Origin of the sequence: Streptomyces thermolilacinus SPC6 (assembly GCF_000478605.2) — a bacterium.
GTDB classification, from domain to species: domain Bacteria; phylum Actinomycetota; class Actinomycetes; order Streptomycetales; family Streptomycetaceae; genus Streptomyces; species Streptomyces thermolilacinus.
In genome coordinates this window covers 2,262,723-2,274,801 of record NZ_ASHX02000001.1, presented here as the reverse complement: position 1 = coordinate 2,274,801, position 12,079 = coordinate 2,262,723, and the positions used below count along the sequence as shown (strand labels likewise).

Annotated in this window: 12 protein-coding genes; 7 read left to right on the top strand and 5 right to left on the bottom strand. The window is 73.6% G+C overall.

The window, feature by feature from the left end:
* The first annotated feature begins 31 nt into the window (after window positions 1-31).
* The 3 genes from J116_RS09380 (at window position 32) to hutH (ending at window position 3,864) form a co-directional block, all read left to right on the top strand.
* Window positions 32-847 carry an enoyl-CoA hydratase/isomerase family protein gene (locus J116_RS09380; protein ID WP_028963871.1) on the top strand — a complete coding sequence of 272 codons (816 nt, stop codon included), beginning with the start codon at window positions 32-34 and terminating at the stop codon, window positions 845-847.
* A gap of 83 nt (window positions 848-930) precedes the next feature.
* Window positions 931-2,070, top strand: coding sequence for a GGDEF domain-containing protein (locus tag J116_RS09375; RefSeq protein ID WP_023586832.1), 1,140 nt, complete (start codon window positions 931-933; stop codon window positions 2,068-2,070).
* Between the two features lie 252 nt (window positions 2,071-2,322).
* The gene (gene hutH / locus J116_RS09370; protein WP_028963870.1) at window positions 2,323-3,864 is read left to right on the top strand and encodes a histidine ammonia-lyase; all 1,542 of its coding nucleotides are present in this window, start codon (window positions 2,323-2,325) and stop codon (window positions 3,862-3,864) included.
* A gap of 104 nt (window positions 3,865-3,968) precedes the next feature.
* On the opposite strand, the gene J116_RS09365 is transcribed toward hutH, so the two are convergent.
* Window positions 3,969-4,289 carry a hypothetical protein gene (locus J116_RS09365; RefSeq protein WP_023586830.1) on the bottom strand — a complete coding sequence of 107 codons (321 nt, stop codon included), beginning with the start codon at window positions 4,287-4,289 and terminating at the stop codon, window positions 3,969-3,971.
* Window positions 4,290-4,395: 106 nt separating this feature from the next.
* Between J116_RS09365 and J116_RS09360 the strand changes: the two genes are divergently transcribed.
* The 4 genes from J116_RS09360 (at window position 4,396) to J116_RS09345 (ending at window position 7,173) form a co-directional block, all read left to right on the top strand.
* Window positions 4,396-4,755 (top strand): hypothetical protein, encoded by a 360-nt coding sequence (locus J116_RS09360; RefSeq protein ID WP_162850450.1) that lies wholly within the window; start codon window positions 4,396-4,398, stop codon window positions 4,753-4,755.
* 191 nt (window positions 4,756-4,946) lie between these two features.
* Complete coding sequence (locus J116_RS09355; protein WP_028963869.1) at window positions 4,947-6,221, top strand: L,D-transpeptidase; 1,275 nt, start codon at window positions 4,947-4,949, stop codon at window positions 6,219-6,221.
* Between the two features lie 183 nt (window positions 6,222-6,404).
* The gene (locus J116_RS09350; RefSeq protein ID WP_023586827.1) at window positions 6,405-6,761 is read left to right on the top strand and encodes a DUF1330 domain-containing protein; all 357 of its coding nucleotides are present in this window, start codon (window positions 6,405-6,407) and stop codon (window positions 6,759-6,761) included.
* 7 nt (window positions 6,762-6,768) lie between these two features.
* Complete coding sequence (locus J116_RS09345; RefSeq protein ID WP_023586826.1) at window positions 6,769-7,173, top strand: hypothetical protein; 405 nt, start codon at window positions 6,769-6,771, stop codon at window positions 7,171-7,173.
* 107 nt (window positions 7,174-7,280) lie between these two features.
* On the opposite strand, the gene msrA is transcribed toward J116_RS09345, so the two are convergent.
* From msrA to J116_RS09325, 4 genes are all read right to left on the bottom strand, one after another.
* Complete coding sequence (msrA, locus tag J116_RS09340) at window positions 7,281-7,946, bottom strand: peptide-methionine (S)-S-oxide reductase MsrA (RefSeq protein WP_023586825.1); 666 nt, start codon at window positions 7,944-7,946, stop codon at window positions 7,281-7,283.
* Window positions 7,947-8,007: 61 nt separating this feature from the next.
* Window positions 8,008-9,093: a hypothetical protein gene (locus J116_RS09335; protein WP_028963868.1), complete on the bottom strand. Its 1,086-nt coding sequence runs from the start codon at window positions 9,091-9,093 to the stop codon at window positions 8,008-8,010.
* Complete coding sequence (locus J116_RS09330) at window positions 9,090-10,226, bottom strand: hypothetical protein (protein ID WP_023586824.1); 1,137 nt, start codon at window positions 10,224-10,226, stop codon at window positions 9,090-9,092. Before J116_RS09330 ends, J116_RS09335 begins: the two co-directional genes overlap by 4 nt.
* Before the next feature lie 75 nt (window positions 10,227-10,301).
* Entirely contained in the window at window positions 10,302-11,894 is a 1,593-nt protein-coding gene (locus tag J116_RS09325) for a M48 family metalloprotease (protein WP_023586823.1), read from the bottom strand.
* Between the last annotated feature and the right edge of the window lie 185 nt (window positions 11,895-12,079).

Sequence of the window (12,079 nt, the reverse complement as noted above, 5' to 3'; positions counted from 1 at the left end):
TGAACGGTCGTTAACCGGGAGGGTGGGCGTCATGTCCGAGCAGCAGACTCAGGAGCGGTCCGATGAGCGGTACGGGGAGTTCGTCGCCGTACGCCGCCACGGGTACGTGGCGGAGCTGGTCCTCGACCGGCCCAAGGCCATGAACGCGGTGTCCACCGAGATGGCCCGCTCCATCGCGGCCGCCTGCGACGCGCTGGCCGCCGACCGCGACGCCCGGGTGACCGTGCTGACCTCCTCCAGCGACCGGGCCTTCTGCGTGGGCGCCGACCTGAAGGAGCGCAACTCCTTCACGGACGCCGACCTGATGCGCCAGCGCCCCGCCGCCCGCGCCGCCTACACGGGCGTGCTGGAGCTGCCGATGCCGACCATCGCGGCCGTGCGCGGCTTCGCCCTGGGCGGCGGCTTCGAGCTGGCGCTTTCCTGCGACCTGATCGTGGCCGACGCGACGGCCGTCGTCGGGCTGCCCGAGGTGTCCGTGGGCGTCATCCCCGGCGGCGGCGGTACGCAGCTGCTGCCGCGCCGGGTCGGGGCGGCGCGCGCGGCGGAGCTGGTGTTCACCGCCCGCCGGGTGCCCGCGGCCGAGGCGGCGGGACTGGGCCTGGTGGACGAGCTGGTCGAGGACGACGCGCGCGGCGCGGCCCTGGAGCTGGCCGGGCGGATCGCGGCGAACTCGCCGGTGGGCCTGCGCGCCGCCAAGCGGGCCATGCGCCTGGGCCACGGCCTGGACCTGCGGGCCGGGCTCGAGGTCGAGGACGGCGCGTGGCGGTCCGTGGCGTTCTCGGGGGACCGCAGGGAGGGCGTGGCGGCGTTCAACGAGAAGCGCGCGCCGCGCTGGCCGGGGGAGTAGGCGCCGTACGCACGTGCGGTCACCCGGCGTAACAATGCCCCGTTCGTGGGTTGAAAGTACCGATTCCTTCCTAAGCTAAGGGAATGGGTGAGGATGTCCGACTGCGGGCCGTGGTGGCGCTCGCGCAGGGGATGGCGGCGGCGCACACTCCGCGCGAGTGCTGGCGGGCCGCGGCGCTCGGCGCGTGCCAGGCGCTCGACGGTACGTTCGCGGCGCTCTCGGTCTGGGAGCGGGACCTCGGTCGGCTGAAGGTCCTCGTCAACGCGGGACAGCGGGCGCCGGGCGAGGAGGAGTTCCCCGACGCGGAGGCGTACCCGGTGCACCAGTTCTCGGAGATCACCGAGTTCCTGCACGAGCGGTGGGCGGGCGGCGGCGAGCCCGACGCGTGGGTGGAGACCGCCGACGGCGGCCCGGTCACGCCCCATGGCTACTCGCACCAGAGGGTCGCCGCGCTGCGGCGGCGGGGGCGCGGGTGCTGTGTGGTCGCGCCGATCGTGCTGCACGGGCGGGCGTGGGGCGAGCTGTACGTCGCCCGCCCGGTCGGGGCGCCCGTCTTCGACCGGGCCGACGCGGACTTCGCGACCGTCCTCGCCTCGGTCGTCGCGGCGGGGCTGGCGCAGACCGAGCGGCTGGAGGAGGTCCGCAAGCTCGCCTTCACGGACCCGCTGACCGGGCTCGCCAACCGCAGGGCCGTCGACACGCGGCTGGACGAGGCGGTGGATCGTTTCCTCACCGACGGCTCGGTCGTCAGCCTGGTCGTGTGCGACCTGAACGGGCTCAAGGACGTCAACGACACCCACGGGCACGCCGTCGGCGACCGGCTCCTGGAGCGGTTCGGGTCGGTGCTGTCGTGCGCCGGGGCCCGGCTGCCGGGCGCGCTGGCGGCGCGGCTGGGCGGCGACGAGTTCTGCATCGTGTCGGTCGGCCCGGAGGCGGACGAGGTGGTCGCCGTCGCCGACGAGCTGTGCGTACGGGCCGGGGAGCTGGAGTTCGGGGAGGGCGTCGCCTGCGGGGTGGCGTCCACCGGCGATCCGATCGGGCCGGTGCGCTCGGCGCGGCGGCTGTTCCGGCTGGCGGACGCCGCGCAGTACCGGGCGAAGGCGGCCCGCTCCCCGAAGCCGGTCGTGGCGGGGCGGGACGGGGCGGTCGTACGGCTGGCGGACGCGCCGCCGACCGCGTCGCGCGACCGTCGCCGGTTCCGCGACGCGTGGCCGGAGAGGTGAGCGGGGGCCGGAGAGGTAGGCGGGGGCCAGCCGGCGCGGATCGGACCGGTCCTGTGGGGATCGGGGGCGGACCGGGGTGGTCAGGCAGGGCCCTGGGAGCGGTCAGGGCCAGTCGGGGTGGATCAGGGCCGTTCAGGGGCGGTCGCGATCGGGGCGCGACGGGCGGCGCGGTGGTCACTCTCGGGTAAGGAGTGGTCGCGCGATGGGGTAGTGACACGTTGCGATTCAGTCCGTAGGCTGCTGAATATGGATATGCACACTGTCGTGGTGGGGACGTCCGGTACCACCGTCGCCGACGTCATCGCCGTCGCCCGCGGCAACGCCCGCGTCGAGCTCTCCACGGAGGCCCTCGACGCCCTCGCCCGCGCCCGGGAGACCGTGGACGCCCTCGCCGCCAAGCCCGAGCCGGTGTACGGCGTGTCCACCGGGTTCGGGGCGCTCGCCACGCGGCACATCGGGACGGAGCTGCGCGCCCAGCTCCAGCGCAACATCGTCCGCTCGCACGCCGCGGGCATGGGCCCGCGCGTCGAGCGCGAGGTCGTCCGCGCCCTGATGTTCCTGCGCCTGAAGACCGTCGCGTCCGGCCACACCGGCGTACGCCCGCAGGTCGCCCAGACCATGGCGGACCTGCTCAACGCGGGCATCACCCCCGTGGTCCACGAGTACGGCTCCCTCGGCTGCTCCGGCGACCTCGCGCCGCTCTCGCACTGCGCGCTCGCCCTCATGGGGGAGGGTGACGCCGAGGGCCCCGACGGCACGGTCCGCCCCGCCGGGGAGCTGCTCGCCGAGCACGGCATCGCCCCCGTCGAACTGCGCGAGAAGGAAGGCCTGGCGCTCCTCAACGGCACCGACGGCATGCTCGGCATGCTGGTCATGGCCCTCGCCGACCTGGAGAAGCTGTACAAGACGGCCGACGTCACCGCCGCGCTCAGCCTGGAGGCGCTGCTCGGCACGGACAAGGTCCTGCGGCCCGAGCTGCACGCCATCCGCCCGCACCCCGGCCAGGGCGACGCCGCCGCGAACATGCTCGCCGTCCTGGAGGGCTCCGGACTCGTCGGGCACTTCCAGGCCGACGAGGCGCCGCGCGTGCAGGACGCCTACTCGGTGCGCTGCGCCCCGCAGGTCGCGGGCGCCGGGCGCGACACGATGGCCCATGCCCGGCTCGTCGCCGAGCGGGAGCTGGCCGCCGCCGTGGACAACCCGGTCGTCCTGCCCGACGGCCGCGTGGAGTCCAACGGCAACTTCCACGGCGCCCCCGTCGCGTACGTCCTGGACTTCCTCGCCGTCGCCGCCGCCGACCTGGCGTCCATCGCCGAGCGCCGCACCGACCGGCTCCTCGACAAGAACCGCAGCCACGGCCTGCCGCCGTTCCTCGCCGACGACGCCGGTGTCGACTCGGGCCTGATGATCGCCCAGTACACGCAGGCCGCGCTGGTCAGCGAGATGAAGCGGCTCGCCGTACCGGCCTCCGCCGACTCCATCCCGTCGTCCGCCATGCAGGAGGACCACGTGTCCATGGGCTGGTCGGCGGCGCGCAAGCTGCGCACCGCTATCGGCAACCTGAACCGGGTCCTCGCCGTCGAGCTGTACGCGGCGACGCGGGCCATCGAGCTGCGCCACGGCCTCACCCCGGCGCCCGCGTCCCGCGCGGTCATCGAAGCCCTGCGCGCGGCGGGCGTGCGGGGCCCCGGCCCTGACCGGTTCCTCGCGCCCGACCTGGAGGCGGCGGACGTCTTCGTACGGGACGGCGGCGTCGTCGCGGCGGTCGAGCCGGTGACCGGCCCGCTGGCGTAACGGCCGGGCCGGACGCTCCCTGTCACGCGGGGCCGCCTTCGTGGGCGGCCCCCCCGGGGGGGGGGGCGTACGCGTCGGAGCGCGTCTCCCTCGGGGCGTACGCGTCAGAGCGCGTGCGCCCCGCGCCGTATCGCGAAGGTCACCAGGCCGATCCCGACGGCCAGGAATGTGGAGCCGCCCAGCACGTACGGCGCCGTGTCCACGCCCGCGCCCGTGTCGGCGAGGCGAAGCTCCTGCCCGGCCCCGCCCTGGGGCGGCGTCCGGTCCCCGCTGGCGGTGCTCGCGTGGAGGGCCGTGGCGGCCTGGCGGGACTGCGCGGCGGCCGGTTCCTCACCGGTGGCGTTCGCCGAGGGGACGAACCACAGAGCACCGAGCAGCGTCCCGGCGGCGGTGGCGGTCAGCAGAGGTCGGCGTGCGACGGACACAGATTCAGATCCCCTTGCGGAATCGAGAATTGGGTGTTGCGCCGATGCTAGTGAACACAGCGGGTCGCGGAAAAGCCGGGGCCGCGAGCGCCTTACGCTCCGTCATATGAGCGCTTCTGAGACCTCACGGTATGTACGACTTCGGGTGGACCTGGTGCTGGAGGTGACCGAGAGGGGCGAGCTGACCGACGCCGCTCTGCGACGGATCGAGGACGACGAGTTCATGCCCGAGGAGGAGCGTGCGCACGCCGGGGCGGCCGTCCGCGAGGACGAAGCGGAAGCCCTCGCGTACCTGGTCGAGCCGTTCCAGCTGATCGGCGAGGTGCCCGGGGTGGAGCTCGTCCAGGCGTCCTGGAGCAGCGAGCAGGCGGACTACGACCCGGACGTGGACGCCTGGCACCTCGACGAGGAGGACTTGGACGCCGAGGACGGGGAAGAAGACGGGGGCGAGGGCCGGGACGGCTGAGCCGGATATGTGACACCCTTCAAGGCCCCGGGTCCCGCACGTGTGTGCGTGTGTCCGGGGCCACCCCATACCCGGGAACCGGGCGGCACGCCTGTGCGTCGGTCAGTGGTGTTCCCCACACCCCGTACCGATGTGGAACCGGAGGGGGTGTCATGGGTGTTAAGGGGAGTGTTGGCAGGGATTCCATGACGATGGAGAAGCGTGTGATGACGGACGGTAAGCGGCGCAGAGGCCTGATGGCCGCGTCCGCACTGCTCAGCGGTGTGCTGGTGCTCACGGGCTGCAACAGCGGCGACGAGGCCGATGCCGCCAACGGCAGCAGTGAGAGTCCGAAGAACTCACAGGCCCAGGTCGACGAGGCGGCGGCGGAGAAGACCTCGCAGGCCCGAATATCGATCACCCCGAAGAACGGCGCGATCAACGCGTCGATCAACAACGACGCCAAGGTCACGGTCGCCGAGGGCACGCTGACCTCGGTCGCGATGACCTCCAACGAGGGCGCGGCCGTCGAGGGCGAGATCTCCGCGGACGGCAAGAGCTGGCAGCCCTCCGGGCCGCTGAAGCGCGCCACCACGTACAAGATCGCCGCGACGGCGAAGGACGCCCAGGGCCGCGAGGCCCATGAGAACTCGTCGTTCACCACCGTCTCCCCGGCGAACAGCTTCATCGGCAACTTCACGCCCGAGGACGGCTCGACCGTCGGCGTCGGCATGCCGGTGTCGATCAACTTCAACAAGGCGATCACCAACAAGAAGGCCGTCCAGGCGGGCATCGAGGTGTCGTCGTCCAGCGGCCAGGAGGTCGTCGGGCACTGGTTCAACTCCCAGCGCATCGACTTCCGCCCCGAGCAGTACTGGACCGAGGGCTCCACGGTCACGCTGAAGCTGAAGCTCGACGGGGTGGAGGGCGCCGACGGCGTCTTCGGCGTCCAGCAGAAGACCGTCACGTTCAAGATCGGCCGCAACCAGGTCTCGACCGTCGACGTCGCCAAGAAGACCATGACGGTCCAGCGCGACGGCAAGACGGTCAAGACGATTCCGATCTCCGCGGGCTCCCCGGAGAACCCGACCTACAACGGTCAGATGGTGATCTCCGAGAAGTTCAAGGAGACCCGGATGAACGGCGCCACCGTCGGCTTCACGGACGACGACGGCAAGGGCGAGTACGACATCAAGGACGTCCCGCACGCCATGCGGCTCTCCACGTCCGGCACGTTCATCCACGGCAACTACTGGGGCGCCGACTCCGTCTTCGGCAACGTCAACACCAGCCACGGCTGCGTGGGCCTCAACGACGTCAAGGGCGCCGGCGACCCGAACCAGCCGGGCGCCTGGTTCTACGACAACTCGCTGATCGGCGACGTGGTCATCGTCAAGAACTCCAAGGACAAGACCATCAAGCCGGACAACGGCCTGAACGGCTGGAACATGAACTGGGCCGACTGGAAGGCCGGCTCGGCCCTCTGATCCGCACCCCTGGTCCATGAAGGCGGCGGCGCCCCCGAGAGGGAGCGTCGCCGCCTTTCGCGTACCCGCCCACGCCCCGCCCCGGGCGGTCACCGGGGAAACGTCTCGCGCCGCGCCGCACTCTTTGACAGGCTGACCCCAACAGGCCCCCCACCAGCGGCCGTTCACCTTCAGGAGGCGCCCATGCCCGCGTACGCCATCGGCAACCTGCGACCCGCGCAGACGCTGCACGACGAGGTCCTCACGTACATCGAACGCGTCCAGGGCACGCTGGACCCGTTCGGCGGCCGCTTCCTGGTGCACGGCGCCCCGGAGCGCGAGGTCCTGGAGGGCGAGTGGCCGCAGTCCCCGGTGATCATCGTGTTCCCGTCCCTGGACCACGCCCGCCGCTGGTACGCCTCCGAGGACTACCAGGCGCTGCTGCCGCTGCGCACCCGCCACATGGAGGGCGACGTCCTCCTCATCGACGGCGTCCCGGACGGCTACGACCCCGCGAAGACGGCGGCCGCCATCCGCGCGGCCCAGTCACCGGAGTCCTGAGACCCCGGTGCCCGACCGTCCCGCGCCCGGCGACGCCTCCCCGGCGGCCCCGTACCGGGGGCACTTCCGGGACCCCGCATGGCACGTCGACGTGGGTCCCGGCTGGCACCCGCTCGTGCTGCGGTGCCACGAGGCGGTGGTCGCGGAGTTCCCCGAGTACGAGCTGCTCGCGGTGAAGCAGAAGTGGGCCGTCCTGGCGTTCCAGGCCTTCCCCCGGCCGTGGAAGCCGGGCGGGAACTGGACGCACGACGAGGCGGACAGGCTCGACGCGCTGGTCGACGCGTTCACGGCCCTCAGCGCACACGTCTGCGAACGCTGCGGCGGTGCCGGAGCGCTGCGCGAGACCCGGCCCGTCGAGCTGACCCTCTGCGATGACTGCGAGGACGCCGTCGGACCCGAGGGCCGCCTGTAGGGCCGTCCGGTCCGTCGGGCCGCCCGGTCCGGCCGTCCGGGGAGCGGTGCGAGGACGGGCGGTGCGCGGGGAGGTGCCGCCGCCCGGGGACGGGCGGGGCCCGGCCGTCAGTTCCCGGTCGGGGTCACGCCGATGGGGCAGGAGACGCCGGTGCCGCCGATGCCGCAGTAGCCCGCCGGGTTCTTGTCCAGGTACTGCTGGTGGTACGGCTCCGCCGGGTAGAACGGGCGGTCGTCGGCCGGGAGCAGCTCCGTGGTGATCGTTCCGTACCCGGAGGACGCCAGGACCCGCTGGTACGCCTCGCGGGACGCCTGGGCCGTCTCCGCCTGGGCGGGCGTGTGGGTGTAGACGGCCGAGCGGTACTGGGTGCCCACGTCGTTGCCCTGGCGGTAGCCCTGGGTCGGGTCGTGGGACTCCCAGAAGATCTTCAGCAGCGTCTCGTACGACACCTCCGCCGGGTCGTACACCACGCGGACGGCCTCCGTGTGGCCGGTCAGGCCCGAGCAGACCTCCTCGTACGACGGGTTCGGCGTGTAGCCGCCCTGGTAGCCGACGAGGGTCGTCCACACCCCCGGCGTCTGCCAGAACTTCCGCTCCGCTCCCCAGAAGCAGCCCAGGCCGAAGTCGGCCACCTCCAGGCCCTCCGGGTACGGGCCCAGCAGCGGGGTGCCCAGGACCGTGTGCCGGTCCGGCAGGGCGAACTCCGGCTCCGGGCGGCCCCTCAGCGCCTGCTCGGGCAGCGGCATCTCGGGCGTACGGCGGTACTGGAACATGACGGGTCTCCTCCGGAAGGGGGGCTCTGCGGGAGAACGCCCCGGGCCCCCGGAGGATTCCTCAGCGGCCGCCCGCTCCGCGTACCGCCTTGTCCCGCCAGTGGCAGTAGACCGCGGCGGGGTCCGGGTAGGAGCCCCACGGGAACGCGCCCACATACCCGTCGACCAGCCGGAACTGCTCCAGCGCCGCCTCGAAGCGGCCCTGCCGGGTCAGGAAGAACGCCAGCAGGTGCCGCGCGCCCGGCAGGTCCGGGTGGTCCGGCCGGGCCGCCGCCACGTCCGCGAGCGCCGCGTCCACCAGCGCCACCAGCTCTGGCGCCCGGTAGTCACGCGCCTTCGCCTTGTCGTCGTGGTGTTCCCACCAGGCCCGCAGGGGCAGCGTGCGCAGCAGCGCACCCGGCGGGGCCGAGTCCGCCGCCACCCGCGCGAACCGCACGGCCAGCTCCTCGGAGCCGTGCCACTTGGCGCACCAGTACTGGAGCGCCGAGCGGTGCGCCCCGGGGTGGTGCGGGGCGCGGTCGGTGATCTCCTGCCAGATGCGGTGCATCTTCTTGTGCGGGTAGTTCAGACCCAGCGCGGTGGAGATCTCGATGACGTACGGGGTCGGGTCCTCCGGGCACAGCTCGGCGGCTCGCGCCACCTCGCCCCGCGACCGGGGCAGCACCTCGAAGAAGCCCGCGAACCGCTCCGCCGACGTGTCCTTCGCCCACGCCCCGCCGCGCAGCAGCCACGCGAGGGAGACCGTCGACGAGGCCCGCACCACGGCCGCGTCCGGGTCCTGCGGCAGGGCCGCCTCCCACGCCTCCAGCCACACGCCGTCGCCCTCGGCGGCCACGTCGCCCAGCACGGACGCGTACCAGGAGCGGCGCGACCAGTCCCGGCGCTCCCGCGTCGCGGCCATCAGCCGGGCCGCGGGCTCCCAGTCGCCCCGCGCCGACACGGCGACCAGCGCCCGCTCCAGCTCGGGGTCCGGCGCGGCCAGCATCGTGTTCTGCCGCGACGCGGGCAGCAGGCCCAGCGCTCGCGCCTCGCGCTCCGCCCTCGCCGAGCCGCCCGACTCCGGGGCGCCCATGATCCGCCGGTACACGACGAGGCCCACCGCCACCGCCACGGCGATCACGATCGCGCGGGTGATCTCCACGCTCACGCGTCGGCCTCCATCGCACCCGCGTCCGCCGCGTTGACCGCCGACTCGTCGCGCATCCGGCAGAACTCGCCCGCCGGGTCGCCCCGGTAGCGCCACGGCAGCGCGCCCACATACCCGTCCACCAGCCGGAACTGCTCCAGGGCGGGCTCCCAGCGCTCCTGGAGGTACAGGTAGTACGCCAGCAGGTGCCGCACCTCCGCGAGCCTCGGGTGGTCCGGGTCGGCGGCGGCCGCGTCGGCGAGGGCGGCGTCCACGGCCGCGTACATCTCCGGCGTACGGTCCACGTCCGCCGAGTCGGAGTCGTCGTGCTCGAAGTGCGCGATCAGCGGGAACGCCTTCATCAGCGTGCCCGGAGGCGCCCCGGCCGCCGCCTTCACGGCGAACGCCCGCGCCAGCTCCTCGGAGCCGCGCCACTTGGAGCACCAGTACTGGAGCGCCGAGAAGTGCGCCTCGTAGTGGTGCGGGGCCCGGTCGGTGATGTCCTTCCAGATCCGGTGCATCTCCTCGTGCGGGTAGCCGAGGCCGATGGCCGTCCAGATCTCGCCCACGTACGGCGACGGGTCGCCCGGCACGGCCAGCTCGGCCGCCCGCGCGTGCTCGTGCCGGGTGCGGGCCAGTGTGCGGTGGAAGCCCTCGAACTGCTCGCTCGACGTGTACTGGGCGCGCTTCGCCCCGCGTACCTTCCATGCCAGGAACACCGAGCTGCGGGCCCGCAGCAGCGCCGCACCCGGGTCGTCGGGGCGGGCCGCCTCCCAGGCCGCGAGCCACGCGTCGTCCTCGGCGGCCACGTCGGCGAGCTTCTCCACGTACGCGGTGCGCTGCTCCCAGTCGCGGGCCGCGGCCGTCCCGTCCAGCAGCGCGGCGGCCGGTGCCCAGTCGCCAGCGCGGGCGGCGGCGACGGCCACGGTCATGGCCCGCGGCTCCGGCGCGGACAGCTCGGTGTGCTGCCGCTCGGGCGGCAGCAGGCCCAGGGCGGCGACGCGTTCGGCGGCCTTCGCGGCGGCCTCCTCGGCCTCCGGGTCGGAGCGCCAGCCCTCGATGGCGCCCTCGATGATCGCCTTGAGGAAGTACACACCCGCCACCAGGACGATGAGGGCGATGGGGGTCAGGACGACCCAGAGCAGGATTTTCACAGGTGGGGCCTTTGGGGGGTGAGTGAGTGGAGTGGGGCGCGTACGGGGGCGGGGCGGGGTCGCCGTGCCCGCAGGTCAGACCGTCGCCAGCAGCTGCCGCAGCGGGGACGTGTCCGGGCGGTCGGCGACCGCCGCGTCGAGCGCGGCCGGCAGCTCGTCCTCGTAGCCGGGCGGGAACCGCAGGGACGCCGACTCCGACCAGGACAGCTCCCAGCGGGCCGTGCCCCGGGCGATCAGCTCGCCCGCGACCATCCGGGACAGGCCCCGGCGCAGCACCGGGCGGGCGAACTCGCGGGCCGCGCGGCCCTTCGCCGACCCGGCCTCCTCCGACTTGGGCAGCCGCTCCGCGATCTCCCAGCCGACGCCCAGGTCCAGGGCGTTCAGCAGGGCGTCCAGCGACCCGTCGGCGCCGGTCACCTCGGCGGTGGCCCGGCGCAGCGGCTCGGCCTCCTGCGCGAAGTACTCCGTCATCGACAGGTGCACCAGCTCGGGCCAGTCCACGCGGCGCAGCCGCAGCGCCTCCGGGGTGAGCGCCGCGTGCTCCACGGCGACCATCGCCGTACCCGGGTCGGCCAGCAGCCCCAGCGCGGGCCCGGCGGGCTCGGAGGCGCGGCCGTCGTCGGGCAGGGCCTCCAGGCGGGCGACGCGCTCGGCGATCGGCGGGTGCGAGTCGTACGGGGACGCGGGCTCGGTCGGCAGGTTCCGGCGCAGCTCCGCCAGCTCACCGGGGCGCGCGGCCAGCAGGTGCCGTACGCCGCCGAACACCTCGCCCGGCGGCGGCAGCAGGCCCGCGCCGACGCCGAGGGTGGCGTACGCGTTGAGGTAGAAGTCGTGCGCCGAGTCCAGCGCGGGGATCTCGCGCAGCGCGGAAGCGGTCGCGTCGCGGCCCGCGATCCGGGCGGCGGCCAGGTCGGCGGCGACCTCCTGGCGGCGGGAGCCGGCCAGCGTGGCGCGCAGGTAGAAGTGTCCGTACGCCCGGTACACCTTCGCCATGGCCCGGTAGGTGAGGCCGACGCCGGTCGTGTCGACCTCCTTGGCCTTCCTGCCCTTGGCGAGCTTCTTCTCGTTCTTCTTCTCCTGGCGGGCGCGCTCCTTGGCGACCTTGCTCCCGGCGCGCTCCTCGAAGTGCGCGATGGTCCGGGCGACCTGGACGCGGCCCCGGACGGTGATCGCGGCCAGGCGGGTGTCGGAGTTGCCGTAGTGGCCCATCTCGTGGGCGAGCACGGCGCGCAGCTGGGCCTCCGTCAGCCCGGCCATCAGCGGCAGGCCCAGGTAGAGGCGGCGGGTGCCGCCGAGCAGGCCCATGAGGCGGGCGTCCTCGCTGACGGCCGCGTTCATGTCGGCGGTCAGCCGGATCTCGTCGGGCGCGCGGGTGCCGACCTGCCCGGCCAGCTCGCGGACGGCCTGCCACAGGCGCGGTTCCTGCTCGGGCGTGACGAGGACGCCGTGCGCGCCGTCGTCCTTGGGGGTGCGGAGCATGAACATGCCCCGCACGATCGGTATCGCGAGCAGCACGCTCACCACGTACAGCTTCACGGCGACGCCGCTGGGCGCCCAGACGGCGGCGGCCCAGTCGAGGCCGGCCAGGACGGCGAGCATGGCGATGCCGAGCAGATAGAAGCCGGCGAGCAGGAGCAGGGCGCGCAGCGCGCGCACGGAAGCGCCCATCGGGCAGAGTCCCCCCACGGGATGGAAAGAGGCATGACAAAGAGGCGTGGGGGGAAGCGGAGTATCGCCTACCAGCGGCGTCGGTCGCAACTGTGTTCTAAGCGGGAGTCGCTGCACCGCTCATGGAGCCGAGGGGCGCGGGTGTCGGGAGGGTGATCGCGCGGAGGCGCGAAGCGGTGAGCACG